The sequence below is a fragment of the Sphingomonas ginsenosidivorax genome, assembly GCF_007995065.1.
Classification (GTDB): Bacteria; Pseudomonadota; Alphaproteobacteria; order Sphingomonadales; family Sphingomonadaceae; genus Sphingomonas; species Sphingomonas ginsenosidivorax.
The window spans coordinates 2811140-2832554 of sequence record NZ_VOQR01000001.1; the positions used below are offsets into that span (position 1 = coordinate 2811140).

21 protein-coding genes are annotated in these 21415 nt (G+C 68.9%); 12 read left to right on the plus strand and 9 right to left on the minus strand.

All coding sequences use genetic code 11. The features are described 5' to 3' along the window. The first annotated feature begins 76 nt into the window (after positions 1 to 76). From FSB78_RS12755 to aroC, 7 genes are all read left to right on the plus strand, one after another. Positions 77 to 2548, plus strand: a complete 2472-nt coding sequence (locus FSB78_RS12755) for a circularly permuted type 2 ATP-grasp protein (protein ID WP_147082993.1) — start codon at positions 77 to 79, stop codon at positions 2546 to 2548. Beyond that, positions 2545 to 3429: a transglutaminase family protein gene (locus tag FSB78_RS12760; RefSeq protein WP_147082994.1), complete on the plus strand. Its 885-nt coding sequence runs from the start codon at positions 2545 to 2547 to the stop codon at positions 3427 to 3429. Before FSB78_RS12755 ends, FSB78_RS12760 begins: the two co-directional genes overlap by 4 nt. A 179-nt stretch (positions 3430 to 3608) precedes the next feature. Beyond that, complete coding sequence (locus tag FSB78_RS12765) at positions 3609 to 4535, plus strand: DnaJ C-terminal domain-containing protein (RefSeq protein WP_147082995.1); 927 nt, start codon at positions 3609 to 3611, stop codon at positions 4533 to 4535. A gap of 6 nt (positions 4536 to 4541) precedes the next feature. Further along, a complete protein-coding gene (locus FSB78_RS12770) occupies positions 4542 to 5510 on the plus strand; it encodes a YihY/virulence factor BrkB family protein (protein WP_147082996.1) in 969 nt (322 codons plus the stop codon). Then, positions 5507 to 6310, plus strand: coding sequence for an enoyl-ACP reductase FabI (gene fabI, locus FSB78_RS12775; RefSeq protein ID WP_147082997.1), 804 nt, complete (start codon positions 5507 to 5509; stop codon positions 6308 to 6310). The genes FSB78_RS12770 and fabI overlap by 4 nt, the downstream gene beginning before the upstream one ends. Before the next feature lie 61 nt (positions 6311 to 6371). Further along, positions 6372 to 6791: an endonuclease domain-containing protein gene (locus FSB78_RS12780; protein WP_147082998.1), complete on the plus strand. Its 420-nt coding sequence runs from the start codon at positions 6372 to 6374 to the stop codon at positions 6789 to 6791. Then, positions 6788 to 7867 carry a chorismate synthase gene (aroC, locus tag FSB78_RS12785; protein WP_147082999.1) on the plus strand — a complete coding sequence of 360 codons (1080 nt, stop codon included), beginning with the start codon at positions 6788 to 6790 and terminating at the stop codon, positions 7865 to 7867. Before FSB78_RS12780 ends, aroC begins: the two co-directional genes overlap by 4 nt. A 37-nt stretch (positions 7868 to 7904) precedes the next feature. On the opposite strand, the gene FSB78_RS19290 is transcribed toward aroC, so the two are convergent. Then, the gene (locus tag FSB78_RS19290; RefSeq protein ID WP_199743178.1) at positions 7905 to 8195 is read right to left on the minus strand and encodes a hypothetical protein; all 291 of its coding nucleotides are present in this window, start codon (positions 8193 to 8195) and stop codon (positions 7905 to 7907) included. Between FSB78_RS19290 and FSB78_RS19295 the strand changes: the two genes are divergently transcribed. Further along, positions 8194 to 8418 carry a hypothetical protein gene (locus FSB78_RS19295; protein ID WP_199743179.1) on the plus strand — a complete coding sequence of 75 codons (225 nt, stop codon included), beginning with the start codon at positions 8194 to 8196 and terminating at the stop codon, positions 8416 to 8418. The genes FSB78_RS19290 and FSB78_RS19295 overlap by 2 nt on opposite strands. 73 nt (positions 8419 to 8491) lie before the next feature. Further along, on the plus strand, positions 8492 to 8713 hold the full coding sequence (locus FSB78_RS12795; RefSeq protein ID WP_147083001.1) for a hypothetical protein: 222 nt from the start codon (positions 8492 to 8494) through the stop codon (positions 8711 to 8713). Here the strand turns inward: FSB78_RS12795 and FSB78_RS12800 are convergent, their stop codons facing one another. The 4 genes from FSB78_RS12800 to FSB78_RS12815 form a co-directional block, all read right to left on the minus strand. Then, positions 8714 to 10003 (minus strand): adenylosuccinate synthase, encoded by a 1290-nt coding sequence (locus FSB78_RS12800; protein ID WP_147083002.1) that lies wholly within the window; start codon positions 10001 to 10003, stop codon positions 8714 to 8716. A 164-nt stretch (positions 10004 to 10167) separates the two neighbouring features. Continuing rightward, positions 10168 to 11268, minus strand: a complete 1101-nt coding sequence (locus FSB78_RS12805; protein WP_147083003.1) for an ATP phosphoribosyltransferase regulatory subunit — start codon at positions 11266 to 11268, stop codon at positions 10168 to 10170. Between the two features lie 160 nt (positions 11269 to 11428). Next, positions 11429 to 13006: a phosphoglycerate dehydrogenase gene (gene serA, locus FSB78_RS12810; protein ID WP_147083004.1), complete on the minus strand. Its 1578-nt coding sequence runs from the start codon at positions 13004 to 13006 to the stop codon at positions 11429 to 11431. 112 nt (positions 13007 to 13118) lie between these two features. Next, positions 13119 to 14273 (minus strand): phosphoserine transaminase, encoded by a 1155-nt coding sequence (locus FSB78_RS12815; RefSeq protein WP_147083005.1) that lies wholly within the window; start codon positions 14271 to 14273, stop codon positions 13119 to 13121. A gap of 213 nt (positions 14274 to 14486) precedes the next feature. Between FSB78_RS12815 and FSB78_RS12820 the strand changes: the two genes are divergently transcribed. Both FSB78_RS12820 and FSB78_RS12825 read left to right on the plus strand, forming a co-directional pair. Continuing rightward, a complete protein-coding gene (locus FSB78_RS12820; protein ID WP_147083006.1) occupies positions 14487 to 15128 on the plus strand; it encodes an extensin family protein in 642 nt (213 codons plus the stop codon). Between the two features lie 46 nt (positions 15129 to 15174). Continuing rightward, complete coding sequence (locus tag FSB78_RS12825; protein WP_147083007.1) at positions 15175 to 16059, plus strand: LOG family protein; 885 nt, start codon at positions 15175 to 15177, stop codon at positions 16057 to 16059. A 347-nt stretch (positions 16060 to 16406) separates the two neighbouring features. Here FSB78_RS12825 and FSB78_RS12830 read toward each other — a convergent pair whose 3' ends face one another. Next, entirely contained in the window at positions 16407 to 17111 is a 705-nt protein-coding gene (locus FSB78_RS12830; RefSeq protein WP_147083008.1) for a c-type cytochrome, read from the minus strand. 104 nt (positions 17112 to 17215) lie between these two features. Here FSB78_RS12830 and FSB78_RS12835 point away from each other — a divergent pair, with 104 nt between their 5' ends. Beyond that, on the plus strand, positions 17216 to 18106 hold the full coding sequence (locus FSB78_RS12835; RefSeq protein ID WP_147083009.1) for a prephenate dehydratase: 891 nt from the start codon (positions 17216 to 17218) through the stop codon (positions 18104 to 18106). A 35-nt stretch (positions 18107 to 18141) separates the two neighbouring features. Here the strand turns inward: FSB78_RS12835 and nudC are convergent, their stop codons facing one another. Genes nudC through FSB78_RS12850 form a run of 3 tightly spaced genes read right to left on the minus strand, consistent with a single transcriptional unit; the run spans position 18142 to position 21412 of the window. Further along, positions 18142 to 19029: an NAD(+) diphosphatase gene (gene nudC, locus FSB78_RS12840; protein ID WP_147083010.1), complete on the minus strand. Its 888-nt coding sequence runs from the start codon at positions 19027 to 19029 to the stop codon at positions 18142 to 18144. After that, on the minus strand, positions 19026 to 20357 hold the full coding sequence (locus FSB78_RS12845; RefSeq protein ID WP_147083011.1) for a serine hydrolase domain-containing protein: 1332 nt from the start codon (positions 20355 to 20357) through the stop codon (positions 19026 to 19028). Before FSB78_RS12845 ends, nudC begins: the two co-directional genes overlap by 4 nt. Beyond that, complete coding sequence (locus FSB78_RS12850) at positions 20354 to 21412, minus strand: A/G-specific adenine glycosylase (protein WP_242008260.1); 1059 nt, start codon at positions 21410 to 21412, stop codon at positions 20354 to 20356. Before FSB78_RS12850 ends, FSB78_RS12845 begins: the two co-directional genes overlap by 4 nt. Between the last annotated feature and the right edge of the window lie 3 nt (positions 21413 to 21415).

Consider the following 21415-nt stretch of genomic DNA (forward strand, 5'->3'; position numbering starts at 1 on the left):
GACGACGGGAATTATGTTGCACCGCGCCACCGAAAGGTGGACCAAGCCCGACGCGCTTTGGGGAAGACACGTGACGATGGCGACGCAACCCGCCCCCCTGTTCGATGCAGCGCTCCACGCCCGCCGCTGGATCGCCGATTATTGCGCGCGCTCGGGGCCCGACGACGTGCTCTGCAAGGCCGACGATCCTGCCTGGGCGGCGATGTTCGAGGAGCTGGCGACGGTCGCGTCCGACGATCTCGGCCATGCGCGCGACCGCGTGCAGCGCCATGCGGTCGACATCGGCACCGGCTTTCGCATCGCCGACGAACCCGACGAGCGCCCCTGGCCGGTCTCGCCGGTGCCGCTGCTGATCGAATCGGACGAATGGGCCGGCATCGCACGCGGGGTCGTCCAGCGTGCCGACCTGCTCGAAGCGATCGTCGCCGACCTCTATGGCGACGCGTCTCTCGTCGCCGAAGGGCAGATCCCCGCCGCGCTCGTCACCGGCAGCCCGTATTTCCTGCGCCCGATGGTCGGTCTTGACCCGCCCGGTGGCAAGCACCTGCATTTTATCGCGGTCGATCTCGGTCGTGGGCCGACTGGCGAATGGCGCGTGCTCGCCGACCACCTGCGCGCGCCCGCGGGGGCTGGCTACGCGCTCGAGAACCGGCTCGCGCTCGGCCGTACACTGGGCGGGTTGCAGGCAAAGCTCAACGTTCAGCGCCACGCGCCGTTCTTCGCGGCATTCCGCGCCGGGATGGCGGCGATGTGCCGGCGGACCGATCCGCGCATCGGGCTGCTCACCCCCGGCCGCTTCAGCCCCAGTTATCCCGAACAGGCGCATCTGGCGCGCTATCTGGGACTGCTGCTCGTCGAGGGCGCCGATCTCGCCGCGCTCGAGGACAAGGTCTATGTCCGCACGATCGGCGGGCTGAAGCGGATCGACGCGCTGTGGCGCCGCATCGATCCCCGCCTGCTCGATCCGCTGGCGTTCGACACGCATTCTCAGATCGGCGTGCCGGGGCTGATCGACGCCTATGCCGCGGGCAACGTCGTGCTCTCCAACGCGCCGGGCGCGGGCGTGCTCGAGGAACCCGCCTTTGCCGGCTTCATGGCCGGACTCGCGCGCCGCCTGCTCGGCGAGGAGCTGCTGCTCCCCAACATCGCGACCTGGTGGTGCGGGCAGCCCGCCGCGTGCGACGCGGTGATCGCACGGTTCGACCGGATGCTGATCGGCCCCGCCTTCCGCGCGACCCCGCTCGGCATGCCCGGCGGATCCGTCGCCGGCGCGGACATCACCGGCGACGCGCGCGCCGCGCTGATGGCCGACCTCGCCCGGCGCCCGCAGGACTATGTCGGGCAGGAGATGGTCCGGCTGTCGACGATGCCCGTGGTGGTCGGCGACGCGCTGGTGCCGCGGCCGTTCACGCTGCGCGTCTTCGCTGCGCGCAGTGCCGATGGCGGCTGGACCGTGCTGCCCGGCGGGTTCGCGCGGATCGGCGAGCATCCCGACCCGCAGGCGAGCGTGATGGGCGAAGGCGTCTGGTCCGCCGATGTCTGCGTCTATGGCCCGGACCCCGTCGCGCCTGATTCGCTGCTCACCGCGCCCGATTCGCTCCACGTCCGCCGCAACCCCGGCACGCTGCCGAGCCGCGTCGCGGACAATTTCTACTGGCTCGGCCGCTATCTGGAACGCGGCGAGGCGCTGCTCGGCGCGATCCGCGTGATGCTCGGCAACTCGATCGACGTCGATGGCGGCGCGGTGCTGTCGGCGGCCACCGTCGGGCGGCTGGTCGGGCTGATCGTGGGCGCCGGCGCGGCCGCGCATCCCCCGTCGCTGCGCCGTGCCGACCTCGCCGCACTCGCGCGCACCGCGATGGAGGACGAGGGCTGGCAGTCGATCGCGACGATCAACCGCCGCGCGCGCGAGATCGGCGAAGGATCGCGCGACCGGTTGTCGGCGGACATGGTCCGGCTGCTCGAAGCCCCCTTCCCCACGCACCGCGGCATGCTCGATCGCGCCGGCTCGCTGCAGCGCCGCTATGCCGCGATCGCCGGACTGTCCGCCGAGCATATGGGGCGCACCGCGGCGTGGCGGTTCCACGATCTCGGCCGGCGGATCGAACGCGCGATGGCAATGGCGCGCGCGATCCGGCTGTTCGGGATGCCCGGCGCGTCGCCCGACGACCTGTCGGTTTTGCTCGACCTCGCCGACAGCCAGATCTCGTATCGCCAGCGTTATCCGACCGGGATCGCGCGCGTGCCGGTGACGGACCTGGTCGCGCTCGACCCCGGCAACCCGCGTAGCCTCGCCTTCTCCGCCGAGCGGATCGCGAAGCGGCTCGCCGAGCTCCCGGTGCTCAGCGACGACGAGATGGCCGAACCGCAGCAATGGCAGGCGACCGCGCTGCAGGCGATCGTCACCACCTCGACCGCCGCCGAGATCGACGCCGAGACGCTCGGCGACATCGAACGCCGGCTGGGCGGCGTATCGGACGCGCTCGCCCGCCGCTATTTCCTGCAGGGCGCCGAACCGCTCCGCGCGGCGGAGCTGACGCTCGCATGATCTACGACATCCGCCACGTCACGACGTTCGACTATGGCGCGAGCGTCAAGTTCGCGCGCTGCAACCTGCGGCTGCAGCCGATCGACTGGCCCGGCCAGCGGCTCGAAACCTATGCGTTGTCGGTCCACCCCGCGGGCCGGACCAGCCCCGCGCGTGCCGAGGCGGGGCTCGCCAACGTTACCCGGCTGGTGGTCGATTCCCCCGTCCGCCACCTGACGATCGAGAGCGTCTCCCGGATGATCGTCGACCGGCTCGTCCCCGTCCCCGGCGACGACGACCCGACGCTTGCCGAGGTCGCGGCCCTGGCGCGCGCCAGTACCGACCTGTCGGCGGCCAGCCCGGCCAATTATCTCTACCCCTCGCCGCTGATCCCGCTCGACCATGCGATCGCGGACTGGTGCGCCGCCGACCTCGATCCGGCACGCGGCGCGCTGGAGGCGGGCATCGCGCTCGCCCGGCGGATACAGACAGAGTTCGAGTTCGACGCCACCGCGACCTTCGTCGACACGCCCCCGCACGAGGCGTTCCTCAAGCGTCGCGGCGTGTGCCAGGATTTCGCGCAGATCATGATCACCGGCCTGCGCGCCGCCGGCCTCCCCGCGGCCTATGCCTCGGGCTATATCCGCACCATCCCGCCCCCCGGGCAGCCGCGCCTGGTCGGCGCCGACGCGACGCATGCCTGGGTGTTGTTGTGGTGCGGGCCGCGGCACGGCTGGGTCGGGGTCGATCCCACCAACGGCATCTGGATGGCGAGCGACCACATCGTCATGGCAGTCGGCCGCGACTATGCCGAGATCGCGCCGGTCGACGGCGTGGTGCTTGGGTCGGGCGCGCAGGACATGCAGGTCAGCGTCGACGTGGCCCCTGTTGAGGATAGCTGACCCTTCCGTCACCCCGGACTTGGTCCGGGGTCCATCGTGCCGCAAACCAACCGGCCGACAAACATGCCTGACGATGGATGCCGGGGATGCCGGAACAGGTCCGGCATGACGAAGCTACGGGAATTGCGTTACGGGCTCGTCCGCCCCACATAGGCGCCTAATACACCATGGGGACGTAAGTGGCCGATCCGTACAAGATCCTGAACGTGGACCGCAGCGCGAGCGAAGCCGACATCAAGAAGGCGTATCGCAAGCTTGCCAAGGAACTGCACCCCGACCGCAACAAGGACAATCCCAAGGCGTCGGAGAAGTTCAGCCAGGTCACCAACGCGTACGACCTGCTGCAGGACAAGGACAAGCGCGCGCGCTTCGACCGCGGCGAGATCGACGGCGACGGCAACCCGGCCGCACCGTTCGGCTTTGGCGGCGGTGGCGGCGGACGCCCACACCCGGGCGGTCCCGGCGGCTTCCGCAGCGAGGAATTCGGCGCTGGCGGCCCGGACGTCGGCGACATTTTCGAAGGGCTGTTCGGCGGCCAGCGCGGCGGCTTCTCCAGCGGCTTCGGCCGGCGCCCGCAGCCCAAGGGCGCGAACGCCGCCTATCGCCTGCTCGTGCCGTTCGTCGAGGCGGCGACGCTGGAGCCCCAGCGCGTGACGCTGGCGGACGGCAAGACGCTCGACCTCAAACTTCCCGCGGGCGTCGAGAGCGGCACGCAGATGAAGCTGACCGGCAAGGGCGAGCCCGGCCCCGGCGGTGCGGGCGATGCGATCCTCACGATCGACGTCGCCCCGCACAAGTTCTTCACGCGCGACGGCGACGACGTCCGGCTCGACCTGCCGATCACGCTGGCCGAAGCGGTGCTCGGCGGTTCGGTGAAGGCGCCCACGGTCGAGAAACCGGTGATGCTGACCATCCCCAAGGGAACCAGTTCGGGCAAGACGCTTCGCCTCAAGGGCAAGGGATTCCACAAGAAAACCGGTGGCCGCGGCGATCAGCTGGTGACTCTGATGGTCGACATCCCCGCCGGTGATGCCGCGCTGACCGCATTCGTCGAGAGCTGGGACGGCCGCGACGCCGGGAACCCGAGGGGTGCGATGGGCGTCTGACCCCAGGTGAATGATATCAGCGCTCTTTCGCCCGAAGCCCGGGCGCACCAGCATGGCACCGCGCGCCGCCGCATCGACCGTGGTTTCGCAAAGGTCCGTCCGGGCAGCTTCGCCTTCGAAGTCGTCAGGCGGTCGGCGGTGGGCGTGTTCACCGACGGGTTCATCCATGCCGGGAACCTCGCCTATCTGGCGCTGATGACGCTGTTCCCGTTCTTCATCACGGCGGCCGCGATCGCTTCGCTGTTCGGGCAGAGCGAGGAGACGATCCGCGCGGTGAACTCCTTCCTCCACGTCCTGCCGCCCAACGTCGCCGACCTGCTGCGCAAGCCGATCGCCGACGTGCTTGCGGCGCGGACGGGATCGCTCTTGTGGCTGGGCGGACTGGTCGGCCTGTGGACGGTCGGCGGGTTCGTCGAGACGATCCGCGACATCTTCCACCGCGCCTATGGGATCAAGGCGACCGCGCCGTTCTGGAAATCGCGGCTCGGCTCGTCGTTCGTGATCATCTGCTCGGTGATCATCGCGCTGCTGTCGTTCCTCGTACAGGGCATCCTGACCGCCGCCGAACAATTCATCTACCGCCTCCTCCCCTTTGCCGAGGATGCGGCCAGCTGGGTGGGACTGTCGCGCCTGATCCCCGGCCTGATCATGTTCGGCGCGCTGTACCTGCTCTTCTATTCGGTCACGCCGTCGCGCTATCGCTACAGCAAGAATCCGAAATGGCCGGGCGCGCTGTTCACCACGGCGTGGTGGATTTCGGCGACGGCGCTGCTGCCGGTGATCCTCGCGCAGCTCGGCGGCTACGACCTGACCTATGGCAGCCTAGCGGGCGTCGTCGTGATGCTGCTGTTCTTCTACGTGATCGGGCTCGGCCTCGTATTCGGCGCCCATCTCAACGCGGCACTGGCGGAACCACCTGAATCGGCGCTAGAGCAACCGGCTACGACTGAACAATCGGGGACGGCGACGGCGTGAATGGTTTGATGGCAGGCAAGCGCGGGCTCATCATGGGGCTCGCCAACGACAAGTCGCTGGCCTGGGGGATCGCCAAGAAGCTGTCCGAGGCCGGCGCGGAACTCGCGTTCAGCTACCAGGGCGCGGCGATGGAGAAGCGGGTCCGCCCGCTTGCCGAGCAGCTGGGCGTCGCTCGCCTGTTCGACTGCGACGTGTCCGACATGGCCGCGCTCGACGGCACCTTCGCGGCACTTGCGGCGGAGTGGCCGACGATCGACTTCGTCGTCCACGCGATCGGCTTCTCCGACAAGAACGAGCTCCGCGGCCGGTTCGTCGACACCAGCCTCGACAATTTCCTGCTGACGATGAACATCTCGGTCTATTCGTTCGTCGCGGTCGCGCAGCGCGCGGCGAAGATGATGAACCCCGGCGGGTCGATGCTGACGCTCAGCTATTACGGCGCCGAAAAGGTCATCCCGCACTATAACGTCATGGGCGTCGCCAAGGCCGCGCTCGAGACAAGCGTGCAGTATCTCGCGGTCGATCTCGGCCGCGACAACATCCGCGTCAACGCGATCTCGGCCGGCCCGATCAAGACGCTCGCCGCCAGCGGCATCGGCGACTTCCGCCTGATCCTGAAGTGGAACGAGCTCAACTCGCCGCTCAAGCGCAACGTCACCATCGACGATGTCGGCGGCGCCGGGCTCTACCTGTTGAGCGACCTCGCCAGCGGCGTGACGGGCGAGACGCACCATGTCGACGCCGGCTACAACGTGATCGGCATGAAGGCCGAAGACGCCCCCGACATAGCGCTGGCATAAACCCTCGCCCCCTCCGGGGAGAGGGAGGGACCCATGCAAAGCACGGGAGGGTGAGGGCACGGTGAGACAGAGGGATGGCAGCGAAGCACTGGAACGCGCCCGAGGCTTGCGCCGTAATGCGACGCGCGCCGAGGCATTGCTCTGGCAGCACCTCCGCAATCGTCGCCTTGGGGATTTCAAATTCCGCCGCCAGGTTTGGGTCGGCCCCTTCATCGCCGACTTCCTTTGCATGGACGCCATGCTCGTCGTCGAGGTAGACGGCAGTCAGCATCTCGGTGACGTCGCGTATGACGGCAATCGAACCGCCTACCTCACGAGCAAGGGATACCGCGTGATCCGTGTCTGGAACAACGACGTGATGCAGCGGATGGACGATGTGCTCGCCGCAATCCTGTCCGCGCTCGGCAGCGTGCCCTCACCCTCCCACCCGGCTGCACCGGGCGGGCCCCTCCCTCTCCCCGTCGGGGAGAGGGGACAATGAGCTTCAATACCTTCGGACGCGTGTTCCGCTTCACCACCTGGGGCGAGAGCCACGGCCCTGCGCTCGGCGCGGTGGTCGACGGCTGCCCCCCCGGGATCGCGCTGAGCGAGGCGGATATCCAGCCCTGGCTCGACAAGCGCCGGCCGGGCACCTCGCGCTTCACCACGCAGCGCCGCGAGCCGGACGCCGTCCGCATCCTGTCGGGCGTGTTCGACGGCCGTACCACCGGCACGCCGATCAGCCTGATGATCGAGAATGTCGACCAGCGCTCGAAGGACTATTCCGACGTCGCCAAGGCCTATCGCCCCGGCCATGCCGATTATGCCTATGACGCCAAATACGGGTTCCGCGACTTCCGCGGCGGCGGGCGCTCCTCTGCGCGTGAGACTGCCGCGCGGGTCGCGGCGGGCGCGATTGCGCGGCTGGTGGTGCCGCAGGTCCGTGTGCGGGCCTGGGTCGAGGCGATCGGCGGCGACGCAATCGACCCCGCCCGGTTCGACGACGCGCAGATCGACCAGAACCCCTTCTTCTGCCCCGACATCGCTGCGGCCTCGCGCTGGGAGCGGCTGGTCGACGAGGCGCGGAAATCCGGCTCGTCGCTCGGCGCGGTGATCGCGTGCGAGGCGACCGGCGTTCCCGCGGGCTGGGGTGCTCCGCTCTATGCCAAGATGGATTCCGAACTCGCCGCGGCGTGCATGAGCATCAACGCCGTCAAGGGCATCGAGATCGGCGACGGGTTCGCCGCCGCCGCGCTGTCGGGCGAGGCCAATGCCGATCCGATGCGGCCGGGTGCGCCGGAAACCGGGGGCGGTCCGGAATTCCTCGCAAACCATGCCGGCGGGATCGCGGGCGGGATCGCGACCGGCCAGCCGATCACCTTGCGCGTCGCGTTCAAGCCTACCAGTTCGATCCTGACCCCCGTCGAGACGATCGGTCCAGACGGCGTCGCGACCACGATCGCGACCAAGGGCCGCCACGACCCCTGTGTCGGTATCCGCGGCGTCCCAGTGGTCGAGGCGATGGTCGCGCTGGTACTCGCGGACCAGGCGTTGCTGCATCGGGCCCAGTGCGGCTGAACGCGGGAACAGTTGCGATAGAAGTTCGTTGGCTCCTTTAAGAAAATAGGAGAGAAACGATGCGTCTTATCAAGACTTTGGGCATTGCTGCCCTGATAATTCCGGCTGCCGCGATGGCACAGACCTCGGGATCTACCGGTACCGCCGGCGGCACGATGGGAACCCAGTCCGGCACCATGGGTAGCCAGGCTGGCATGCCCGGCGCCGACACCTCGACGACGACCTCGCCGAGCACGACGACATCGACCAAATCGAGCCGCAACAAGCGCTCGGGCAGCACAAGCGGCACGACCGGATCGACCACCGGCGGGACGACCAGCGGATCCATGGGTGGAACGACCGGTGGCACGACCGGTGGCACGATGGGCGGCACGACCGGTGGTACGATGGGCGGCACGACCGACGGCACCATGGGTGGCACGACCGGCGGAACCATGAGTGGCACGACCGGCGGAACCATGAGTGGCACGACCGGCGGAACCATGGGCGGCACGACCGGCACCATGGGTGGTACGACCGGCGGCACCATGGGCAGCACCACGCCGCGCTGATCAGCCCTAAAGACGTCGAATACCGGGCGACGCAGTCGCCCGGTATTCGCATGTCCGTCACAGGAGAACCACCATGCGCCTGACCACCCTCGCCAGCGCGGCGATCCTCGGCCTGTCGACCGCCGCGATCGCGCAGGTCGCCACCACGCCCATCGAACAGAAGGGCGAGGCCTCGAACGCCGCGCTCGGCAACGTCACCGCGAACCTGGTCGCCGAGCCGACCGCGAACACGACCGAAGCCGCGACGCCGGCCGCGGGAGACCCCGCCGCCAGCACCGACGCGCCGAAGAAATAATCAGTCCGAGAACGGGTCGCGCACGAGGATCGTGTCCGCACGCTGCGGGCTGGTCGAGACCAGCGCGACCGGACAGCGGATCAGCTCCTCGATCCGGCGGATATACTTGATCGCCTGCGCCGGCAGGTCAGCCCAGCTGCGCGCGCCCGCGGTGGTTTCCTGCCAGCCTTCCATCGTCTCGTAGATCGGCTCGACCAGCGCCTGGTCGGCGGCATGCGCCGGGAAGTAATCGAGCGTCTCGCCGCGCAAGCGGTAGCCGGTGCAGATCGACACGGTATCGAACCCGTCGAGCACGTCGATCTTGGTCAGCGCGATCCCGGTGATGCCGCCGACCGCCGCCGACTGGCGCACCAGCACCGCATCGAACCAGCCGCAACGGCGCTTGCGCCCCGTCACCGTGCCGAATTCGTGCCCGCGCTGCCCCAGCCGCTCGCCGGTCTCGTTCTCGAGCTCGGTCGGGAACGGCCCCGACCCGACGCGCGTCGTGTAGGCCTTGGCGATCCCCAGTACGAATCCGACAGCCGACGGTCCGAGCCCGGAGCCCCCCGCCGCGGCACCGGCGATGGTGTTGGACGACGTCACGAACGGATAGGTGCCGTGATCGACGTCGAGCAGCACGCCCTGCGCACCTTCGAACAGAATCCGCTTGCCCGCGGCGCGTGCCTCGTTGAGGTCGCGCCACACCGGCTTGGCGAACGGCAGAACGAAGCCCGCAATCTCGCGCAGCTCGGCGATCAGCGCCTCGCGGTCGATCGGCCTCTCGCCGAACCCGGCGCGCAGTGCGTCGTGATGCGCGGTCAACCGATCGAGCTGCGCGCCCAGATCGTCGAGGTGCGCGAGGTCGCACACGCGGATCGCGCGGCGCCCGACCTTGTCCTCGTACGCAGGCCCGATGCCGCGCCGCGTGGTGCCGATCTTGCCCGCGCCGCTCGCATCCTCGCGCAGACCGTCGAGGTCGCGGTGGAACGGCAGGATCAGCGCGCAGGTATCGGCGATCCGCAGCGTCTCGGGCGTCGCGACGACGCCCTGCGCGCCCAGCCGGGCGATCTCGTCCTTCAGTGCCCAGGGATCGAGCACCACGCCGTTGCCGATGAACGACGGCGTACCGCGCACGATGCCCGACGGCAGCAGCGACAGCTTGTAGACATTCTCGCCCACCACCAGCGTGTGGCCGGCATTGTGCCCGCCCTGGAAGCGCACGACCATGTCGGCGCGCTCGGCGAGCCAGTCGACGATCTTGCCCTTGCCCTCGTCGCCCCATTGCGCGCCGATGACTGCTACGTTGCCCATTACGTGTCTCCCACAAGGCAGGACGAGCCGGCCGGAATTAGATGCTGCCGTCACCCCGGACTTGGTCCGGGGTCCACGGTGCTGCAAACCAAAGTCTCTCGATGGTGCGGCGCGATGGATGCCGGAACAAGTCCGGCATGACGGGGAAAGAGTGCGGCTAGCGCCTACAGCGCGCGCGTCTCGCCCGCCACCCATAGATGCGTGCAAAGCTGTGCTTCCGGGGTATCCCCCGCCTCCAGCGCCGCGACCGTGACCCAGCCCTGCGCGCGCATGTCGGCACCGTCTGCTACGGGCGTGCCGAACGGCAGGAACAGCCGGCGGCGATCGACGCCGCCACCGTTCGCGACCAACGCGTCGGCGTAGAGCGAGAATCCGGTCGCCGCTTCTTCCGCGCCGGTCTCGTGCACGACGGTATAGGTGCCGCCGCGTCCCGCTTCCTGCGACAGCCCGGCGGCGAACAGCGAGAAGCCGAGCCAGCTCTGATATTCGAACCCGTGCCGCTCGGTCGGATCGAGCGTCAGCGTCACCCGGTCGCCGATCGCCGCGGCGATCCGTACGAGCCCGTCGATCCGCGAGCCGAGCGCCCCGCTGGTATCGAACGCCCGCAGCTTCGCGATCGCCTGGTCGAACGGCCCCGCCGCCTCGATCAGCGGCAGATAGTCGGGCGCGATCGCCGCGACGCTGCCGGCATCCTTAGCGTCGAGCCGGTCGCGCAACTCGGCGATCCGATCCGCCGCGACGGGCAGCGGCCCGTCGGCGAGCGTCTGCACAAGATCGGGCAGCGTGAAATCGATCGACAGCCCGGTCGCGCCGGCGGCCTCGAGCGCATCGACCGCGACCGTCACCAGTTCCTGCGCCGCGGCGACCGAATCGAGCCCGATCAGTTCGCATCCGATCTGGCGCCATTCGCGCGCCGGCGCGAGCTGCGACGCGCGCAGTTTCAGCACCGACCCCGCATAGGACAGCCGCACCGGCCGCGGGTGATGCCCCATCCGCGTCGCGGCGAGCCGCCCGACCTGGGCGGTGATGTCCGGCCGGATCGCGAGCGTGCGCTGCGACACCGGATCCACGAACCGCACCGCATCGTGCAGCCCGCCGGCCTTCAGCCGCATCTCCAGCCCGTCGGCGAACTCGACGAGCGGAGGATCGACACGCTCATAGCCATGCAGCCGCGCGGCTTCGAGCACGCGCGCTTCGAGCGCGGCAGCGGAATCGGCGAACGGCGGCAGGCGGTCGCGATAGCCTTCGGGGAGGAGTGCGGTCATGCGGTGGCGGATAGCCGCGGATCGAGTGAAGGGAAAGCGTATCGCGAAAAGCCGTTCCCCGGCGAAGGCCGGGGCCCAGTTGGGTGGACGTTGCAAACCGTCACGACGACCATCCCGACTGGACCCCGGCTTCCGCCGGGGAACAAGCTCGGTAAGCGATTTAGAAGTTCAGCCCCATCGCGGTCTTCACGCCCGGCAGCGCGCGGACCTGGGTCAGCAGCTCGGCGGTCACCGGCTCGTCGACCGAGAGCAGCAGCACCGCCTCGCCGCCCGCCGAGCGGCGCCCGAGATGGAACGTCCCGATATTGACGCCCGCCTCGCCCAGCGCCGTACCCAGACGCCCGATGAACCCCGGCGCGTCCTCGTTGACGACGTAGAGCATCGGCCCCGCCAGATCGGCCTCGATCTTGACCCCGAACAGCTCGACCAAGCGCGGTGCCTGGTCGCCGAACAGCGTGCCCGCGACCGAGCGCTCGCCGTCGTCGGTGCGCACCGCGACGCGCAGCAGCGTGTGGTAATCGCCCTCGCGCTCGGTCCGCACCTCGCGGACCTCGACACCGCGGTCGCGCGCGATCAGCGGCGCGTTGACCATGTTGACCGTCGCGGTCTGCGTCTTGAGGAAGCCCGACAGCACTGCGCTGGTGATCGGCTTGGGGTTCAGCTCGGCAACCGCGCCTTCGCTGTGCACCGAGATCCGGTCGATCGCGCCGTGCGCCAGCTGCCCGACCATCGAGCCCAGCTTCTCGGCCAGCGCCATGTACGGCTTCAACCGCGGCGCTTCCTCGGCCGACAGGCTCGGCATGTTGAGCGCATTGGTGACGCCGCCCGACATCAGGAAGTCCGCCATCTGCTCGGCGACCTGGATCGCGACGTTGACCTGCGCCTCGTTGGTCGACGCACCCAGATGCGGCGTGCTGACGAAGTTCGGCGTGCCGAACAGCGGCGAGGTCTTCGCCGGCTCCTCGACGAACACGTCCAGCGCCGCGCCGCCGATATGCCCCGAATCGAGCCCGGCCTTCAGTGCCGCCTCGTCGACCAGCCCGCCGCGCGCGCAGTTGATGATCCGCACGCCCTTCTTGGTCTTGGCGAGATTCTCGGCCGACAGGATGTTGCGCGTCTGGTCGGTCAGCGGCGTGTGCAGCGTGATGAAGTCGGCGCGTGCCAGCAGCTCGTCGAGCGTGACCTTATCGACGCCCATCTCCAGCGCACGCTCGGGCGTCAGGAACGGATCGTACGCGACGACCTTCATCTTGAGGCCGCGCGCACGGTCGGCGACGATCCCGCCAATATTTCCCGCGCCGATCAGCCCCAGCGTCTTGGCGGTCAGCTCGACCCCCATGAAGCGGTTCTTCTCCCACTTGCCCGCCTGCGTCGAGGCGTCCGCCTCGGGGAGCTGGCGCGCGAGCGCGAACATCAGCGCGATCGCGTGCTCGGCAGTGGTGATCGAGTTGCCGAACGGCGTGTTCATCACGACCACGCCCTGCGCGGAGGCCGCGGGGATATCGACATTGTCGACGCCGATCCCGGCGCGGCCGACGACCTTCAGGTTGGTCGCATGCGCGAGGATCGCCTTGGTCACCTTGGTCGCGCTGCGGATCGCCAGGCCATCATACTCGCCGATGATCGCTATCAGCTCTTCGGGGGTCTTGCCGGTGATCTCGTCGACCTCGACGCCGCGCTCGCGGAAGATCTGCGCAGCCTTGGGATCCATTTTGTCGGAAATGAGGACTTTGGGCATGGTTCTACTTTCGAATGGGGGAGCATGTGCTCCTGCGAAGGCAGGAGCCTAGGGTTTCAAAGGGCAGCGCGTGCGGCCCTGGGCTCCTGCGTTCGCAGGAGCACGAGAGGGTTCAGGCCGCGCGCGCTTTCGCGTACGCCCAGTCGAGCCACGGCCCGAGCGCGACGATATCCGCGGTGTCGACGGTCGCCCCGCACCAGATCCGCAGACCCGGCGGTGCGTCGCGATACCCGGCGACGTCGAACGCAGCGCCTTCCTTTTCGAGCAGCCCGGCAAACGTCTTGATGAACGCCTCGTCGGCGCCCTCGACGGTCAGGCACACGCTGGTTTTCGACCGCGTCGCCGGATCGGCGGCGAGATGGCCGAGCCAGTCGCGCTCCTCGACGATCGCGTCGAGCGCCGCGGCGTTCGCGTCCGACCGCGCGATCAGCCCGCCCGCGCCGAGCGACTTCGCCCATTCGAGGCTCCAGATCGCGTCCTCGACGGCCAGCATCGACGGCGTGTTGATCGTCTCGCCCTTGAACACGCCCTCGGTCAGCTTGCCCTTCGACACCAGGCGGAACACCTTCGGGAGCGGCCAGGCGGGGGTGTAGCTTTCCAGCCGCTCGACCGCGCGCGGGCCGAGGATCAGCACGCCGTGCGCGCCCTCGCCGCCCAGCACCTTCTGCCAGCTGAACGTCGCGACATCGATCTTCGCCCAGTCGATGTCATAGGCGAACACACCGCTCGTCGCGTCGGCGAACGACAGGCCTTCGCGGTCGTCGGGGATCCAGTCGGCGTTCGGCACGCGCACGCCGCTGGTGGTGCCGTTCCAGGTGAACAGGACGTCGTTCGACCAATCGACCGCATCCAGGTCGGGCAGCTGGCCGTAATCGGCGCGCACCACGGTGGGATCGATCTTGAGCTGCTTGACCGCATCGGTCACCCAGCCCTCGCCGAAGCTTTCCCAGGCGAGCGCGGTGACCGGCCGTGCGCCGAGCATCGTCCACATCGCCATCTCGTACGCGCCGGTATCGGACCCGGGGACGATGCCGATGCGGTGCGTGTCGGGGAGCTTCAGCAGCTCGCGCATCAGGTCGATGCTGTACTGGAGTCGCTGCTTGCCGATCTTGGAGCGATGCGAGCGGCCGAGGCTCGCCGTCGCCAGCTTGGCCGCATCCCAGCCCGGAGGCTTGGCGCAGGGACCGCTGGAGAAATAGGGGCGTGCCGGTTTCGTCGTCGGCAGTGCAGGCGCACCCGTGGCGGGGGCGTAGGTCGTGTCCGTCAAAATAGTCTCTCCTCACAGAGAGCACGCGCGGCGTTGGGACCGCGTGGCCCGTTCCCGCCCTAGCCGCGGGGGGTGGAGGTGGCAACCCGCAAAGACTCGACCGGACCCTTGCCACCACCGCTCCGTCACCCCGGACTTGTTCCGGGGTCCACCGTGCCGCAAACCAACCGGATGATGATCGCGCGTTACGGTGGATGCCGGACCAAGTCCGGCATGACGATGGGATTGGGACTGACCCTAGCGCTCGCCGCCTGCGGCAGCTCGCCCAAGCGCCCGCAAGCGCAGGTCCGCCCCGATTTGTCGCGCGTCCCCGCCCGCGAAACCGCGCAGTGCGAGGCCGATCTGCGCGCCGCGGGCGTCACCTTCCGCGCGCTCCCCGACAAGCAGACCGGCCCCGGCTGCGGCCTGTCGGGCACGGTCCAGCTGCTCGAGATCGGCGTGCCGGTGAACAACCTCACCGCGATCCGCTGCGGCGAGGCGCGGGCGTTCGTCACCTGGGCGCGCAACGCGGTCGCTCCCGCGGCGTACCAGATGCTCGGCAGCGAACTCGCGCGAATCGATTCGATGGGAAGCTACGCCTGTCGCAACATCGTCGGCTCCGCCGGCAACGGCTCCCGCCGATCAGGCCATGCGATCGCCAACGCGATCGACATCGGCGGCTTCGTGCTGAAGGACGGGCGGCGGATCACGATCCTGAACGACTGGAATTCGGGCGACCCGCAGGTGCGGCGATTCCTGCAGACGATCCGCGCCTCGGCGTGCCGGCGGTTCGGCACCGTGCTCAGCCCCGACTACAACGCGGCGCACCGCAACCACCTCCATCTGGAGGACGACGGCGCACGATTCTGCCGCTGACGCACCGGTCTAGCACCGGTCCCGACTTTCCTCTAAATCCGCCGAAATGACAGATACCCGTATACCATCGCGCGTTTTCGCGAACGCCAGCCAGGATGCTGAAACCGCCCGCGAAATCGTTTCCACCCCGCAAACCCAGCACCCGCACTACCGGCTCGCCTTCCAGGACATGGACTTCCTGCTGCGCGAAGACCTGCGGCCGGTGCGGTTCCAGCTCGAACTGCTGAAGACCGAACTCGTCCTCGAAGAGGCGAAGATCGCCTCGACCTTCGTGTTCTACGGCTCGGCGCGCATCCCGGAACCGTCCAAGGCGCAGGCGCTGCTCGCGCTCGCGACCGACGAGAAATCCAAGAAGATCGCCGAGCGGCTGGTCGAGAAGTCGAAATATTATGACGTCGCGCGCGAACTCGCGGCCAAGGTCAGCGTGCTGCCGCGCGACGAACGTGGCTGGCGCCAGTTCGTCGTCTGCTCGGGCGGCGGTCCCTCGATCATGGAGGCGGCCAATCGTGGTGCTGCAGATGTCGGCGCCGAATCGATCGGGCTCAACATCGTCCTGCCGCACGAACAGGCGCCCAACCCCTATGTCACGCCGTCGCTGTCGGTGCAGTTCCACTATTTCGCGCTCCGGAAAATGCACTTCCTGCTCCACGCGCGCGCACTCGCCGCGTTCCCGGGCGGGTTCGGGACGTTCGACGAGCTGTTCGAACTGCTGACGCTGATCCAGACCGGCAAGATCCAGCCGATCCCGGTGCTGCTGTTCGGCCGCGCCTTCTGGGACCGCGTGGTCAATTTCGAGGCGCTGGTCGAAGAAGGCGTGGTCAGCGAAAAGGACCTCGGCATCTTCCACTATGTCGAAACCGCCGACGAAGCCTGGGAGGTTGTGCAGACCTTCTACCGCGAGCGCGCCGAAAAGGAGACGGCGGAGGCCTGAGGCCCTCCCGTCATAATCCGTCACGCCCGCGCCGTGCGGGATGACGACGGGATGACGACGGGATGACGACGGGATGACGAGGTGTGCCCCCTAGTCTCCGTCACCCTGAACTTGTTTCAGGGTCCATCCCTCCCCGCACGCTATCGCCCGGGGAGGGGTGGATGCTGAAACGAGTTCAGCATGACGGAGTAATAAACGATTTCTGACTGCAAGCACCCTTGCGCGCCTGCGGCGGAGTGCTGAGTCTTCGTCACCCTGAACTTGTTTCAGGGTCCACCCCTCCCCGCACGCTATCGCCCGGGGAGGGGTGGATGCTGAAACGAGTTCAGCATGACGAAGGAAGAAGCTTACTTCTCGCTGCGCGCACCCTTGCGTGCGGCTTCCGGATCGACCGACGGCGCGCCCGATGCCGGCGTACCGGTGTTCGCGATATCCGCGGTATCCGATCCGTTCGTCGCCGCAGCCTCCGCCGCGTCGGCGGTCGCCGGCTGATCCGCAGCCGCCGGTGCAGCGGCGCCCGCAGCAGGCGCTGCCGGCAGCGGCAGGTTCGACCCTTGCGCATTCAGGTACGCGATCACGTTGGCGCGATCCTGCGGGTTGCCGAGCCCGGCGAAGGTCATCTTCGTGCCGGAGGCGAACTTGCGCGGGCTGGTCAGCCACGCGTTCATCTTGTCGAAGTCCCACTTGCCGCCGACCGCCTTCAACGCATCCGAGAAGGCGAACCCGCCCTTGCCCTGCGCGATGCCTTCGCCCAGCGTCGCGTACAGGTTCGGGCCGATGCCGTTCGCGCCGCCCTGGTTGACGGTGTGGCACGCCGCGCACTTCTTGAACACTTCGGCACCCTTGGCGGCGTCAGCGGTCGGCAGCAGCGATGCGATCGGCACGTCGGCCGCGGCGCCGTCGGCACCTTCGGCGACCACGCCCTCGATCGCATAGCCCATCTTCTCGGGACGCTCGCCGTGGAACACCATGCCACCGACGATCGACAAGCCCAGCGCAGCGCCGCAGCCTGCAAGAACCCAGCCGGCGATCGTGTTGGTCCGATTGTCCATTTTTGCGCCTCTGCCCCTATGATTGCGTCGACCCATAGGAAAGCCTTGCGCGCACCGCAAGCCGCGCTTGCCGCCGCGTGCCGAGCGCATTACCCGCCCGCTCCATGGAAAATTTCGCGATCCCCGCCCGTCCGATCGTCGCGCGGATGACCGAAGCCGCCGCAGCCGACCCTGCGCGCACCGTCGCGTTCCAGGGCGCACCCGGTGCGAACTCGCATGTCGCCGCGCTCGAAGCCTTCCCCGACGGCCTGCCGCTGCCCTGCTTCGACTTCGCCGACGCGATCGATGCGGTGAAGGACGGTCGCGCCGACTGCGCGATCATCCCGATCGAGAATTCGCTGCACGGCCGCGTCGCCGACATCCATTTCCTGCTCCCCGAATCGGGGCTCGTCATCACCGGCGAGCATTTCCTGCCGATCCGCCACGCACTGATGGGCACCGGCCCGCGCGACGGCATCCGTAAGGCGATGAGCCACCCGCAGGCGCTCGGCCAGTGCCGCCACTGGCTCAAGGCGCACGGGATCGATCCGGTCAGCTATCCCGACACCGCAGGCGCCGCGGCGCTGGTGGCGGAACTCGCTGACCCCAAGATCGCCGCGCTCGCGCCGCCCGCCGCGGCTGCGCTCTACGGCCTCGACCTGCTCGACGTCGACATCGCGGATGCCGACCACAACACCACGCGCTTCGTCACGCTCGCCCGCGGCGGCAAGCCCGCGCTCGGCGACGGCGACTGGATGACGACGCTGATCTTCGAGGTCCACAACGTCCCCGCCGCGCTCTACAAGGCGATGGGCGGGTTCGCGACCAACGGCGTCAACATGACCAAGCTCGAAAGCTATCAGCGCAACGGCAGCTTCGCCGCGACCGAATTCTACGCCGACGTGGTCGGCAAGCCCGGTGACGCGAACCTCGACCGCGCGCTGGCGGAACTGGGCTTCCACTCGAAATGGCTCCGCGTGCTGGGGACATACCCCCAGGCCCGCAAGCGCGGCTGACAGCCTGCTCCCCCTGTCCAAGGGGGAGAGGGAGATTAGCCCTTCGCCCACTCCGTCAACAGCGTATGCGCGATCGCGTAGGGAGGCGGCGCCACGAACGGGCCCTCTTCACCGCGCAGCACCGCGCGGACCATCTCGCGCGGCACCCACATCGCATCCTCGAGCTCGTTCGGATCGATCGTGATCGCGTCGTCCTCGGCTTCCGCGATGCAGGCCATCATCAGCGACGACGGGAACGGCCAGGGCTGGCTGGCGACGTAGCGGACGTTGCCGACCCGCACCCCCGATTCCTCGACGATCTCGCGCGCGACCGCCTCCTCGATCGATTCGCCGGGCTCCATGAACCCGGCGAGTGCCGAATAGCGGCCTGCGGGCCAGTTCTTGCCCCGCCCGAGGAGCGCACGCCCGTCATGCTCGGCGATCATGATCACCACCGGGTCGACGCGCGGGAAATGCTCGGTCGCGCAATTGGGGCATTTGCGCCCCCAGCCCGCGCGGAACGGTGCGGTCCCATGCCCGCACTTCGCGCAGAAGCCGTGCCGGACATGCCAATCGATCACGCTGCGCGCCGCGGCATAGGTCGCCGCCTCGCCCGGCGCGAGCGCATGCAGCGCCGCCATCAGCTGCGGCGACCGCATCGCCGGTGTGTTGTCGACGCGCATGCCGTCCAGCAGCGCCGCGAAATGCGGCCGCCCCTCGCCGTCGAGCCCGAGCAGGATCGGCTCGGCGTCGTCGGGCAGGTCGGCGGTCGACGTCCAGCCGAGCAGCCCCGCATCGACCATCGCGGGCATCAACCCGTCGAGCATCAGCAGCCGCGCGCGCGGATCCGCCAGCGCCGCCGCGAGACCCCCGACATCGTGCCGCAGCGCATCGGCGCGATCGAGCGTGCCTCCCGTGAAGCCGATCCCAGCGTTACCGGTCATCGGGCGAACCGCGCTGCATCCTTGGCGAGCGCCGCGATCGTTTCCTGCCGCACCGGCCAGCGTTCACCGGGGAAATAATTCACCATCACCGTTCCTCGCCTATGTCGTACCGGATCGACCCAGCCGATCGTGCCTGCCGCCCCGCCCCAGCCGTACGTTCCCTTAGACGCGCCGCCCGGCATATCGGCCAGCACGACCGATCCGCCCGCGCCGAACCCCATCCCCGCACTGCGCGTCGTCCCGCCATTGCCGTTGCCGATCCCGCCGAAACTGACCCCCGCCGGCAGCAGGTTCGACATGCCGAGCGCGACTGTCTCGGGCTTCATCACGCGCACGCCGTCCAGCGTGCCGCCTTCCTGCAGCATGTGCAGGAACCGGTCGTAATCGCGCGCCGACATCACCAGCCCCGCACCGCCATAGGCAAAGCTCGGCGGCGTCAGGAATGCCGAGGTCGCCGCGGGATCGAGCGGCGTGCGGTTCGCGCCCACGAACGCGTAATTCGTCGCCAGCCGCCCGACCTCGCTCCTGGGCACGCTCCAATAGGTCGAATTCATCTTCAGCGGCGCGAACATCCGTGTCTGCAGGAAGCGTTCGAAGCTCATGCCGCTTGCGACCTCGATCACGCGGCCCATCACGTCGAGCCCCATCGAATAGCTCCACTTGGCGCCCGGCTCGGCGATCAGCGGCAGCGTCGCGACGCGGTCTGCGAACGCGGCGAGCGAGGTCGGCCGCGCGCGCCGCATCTGCATCTCCGTCTGCGCGTTGACCGTGAACGGCAGCACCCCGAGCTGCTCATACGCCTTCAGCAACGCACCCTTCGCGTTGATGCTGTAGCCGAGCCCCGCGGTATGCGTCAGCAGCATCCGGATCGTGATCGCGTTGCGCGCCGGCCGCCCCTCCAGCGATGTTTCGGGATTGGTCGCGACGGTCATCGTCTTGAACGCCGGGATATACTTGCTCACCGGATCGTCGAGCTTGAGCCTGCCGTCCTCGACCAGCATCATCGCCGCCATCCCGGTGATCGGCTTGGTCATCGAATAGACCCGCCACAGCGAATCGGGGGTCGCCACCGGACCTCCTTCGGCGATCCTTCCCGCGGCGGGGAACAGCGTCGGCCGGTCGCCAAAGCCGAATGCGCCCACGATGCCCGGCATCTTGTCGTCACGGACGTAGCCCGCGAACAGTCCTTGCGTGTTGGGCAGCAGCGCGGCGGTCGTCGTGGCGACCCCGGAATCCGGCGCCTGCACCGCCGCGCGCTGCGCCTGCCCGAACGCCGCGGTCGCGGCGAGCGCGGCGATGCCGCCGGTAATCCAGTGCGTACGCGTCATGCAGCCCTCCTGATGGCCCCCTTCACGGCGAGGGCGGCCTTGGCGAAAACGGTCGGCAGCCCGGCTGTATCCAGCCGGTCGATCGGCCACCATTCGGTCGATTCGGTCGACGGCTGATGCGCCTCGACCTCGGCCACGGCAAGCGACAGGTCGAGGTCGAAATGCGTGAAGCCATGCGACACCCGGATATCGAGCATCCGCCAGTCCGCCTGCGCCGGCGCATCCTCGAACCCGGGTGCCGCATCGACCCAAGGGCCCGTCGGCAATGCGCGCATCCCACCCAGCAGCCCGGTGTCGGGCCGCCGCACCAGCAGCACCTGTCCGCCGCGATCCAGCCAGAAGATCGTGCCGTGCCGCTGCGGCTTTACCCCCTTCTTCGCCTTGACCGGGAGCAGCTCGGGCGCGCCGCCCGCAAACCCCGCGCATGCGTCGCGCAGCGGACAGAGCAGGCATTTGGGCGCGCGCGTCGTGCAGATCCCCGACCCCAGATCCATCATGGCTTGCGCGAAATCGCCCGCGCGCAGGTCCGGCGTGATCGTATCCGCCGCCGCCCGGATCGCCGGCCGCGCCGCGGGCAGCGGCGTCGCAATCGCGAACAGCCGCGCGACGACGCGCTCGACATTGGCATCGACCACCACCGCGCGCTGCCCGAACGCGATCGCCGCCACCGCCGCTGCGGTGTACGCGCCCAGTCCCGGCAGCGCGCGCAGCTCGGCCTCGGTCCCCGGGAACACGCCGCCATGCTCCGCGACCACGGCCTTCGCGGCGGCGACCAGATTGCGCGCCCGCGCATAGTATCCGAGCCCCGCCCACGCCGCCATCACGTCCGCATCGTCGGCAGCCGCCAGACTCGCGAAATCGGGCCAGCGCGCGGTCCAGGCCAGGAAGCGCGGCGTCACCGCGGCGACCGTGGTCTGCTGCAGCATCACCTCGGACAGCCACACCCGGTACGGGTCCGCCGTCGCGCCCGCTGCAGCCCGCCACGGCAGCACGCGGCGATGCACGTCATACCAGTCGAGCAGGGCGTCCGACACCGAAGAGCGCTTGGCGTTCACACG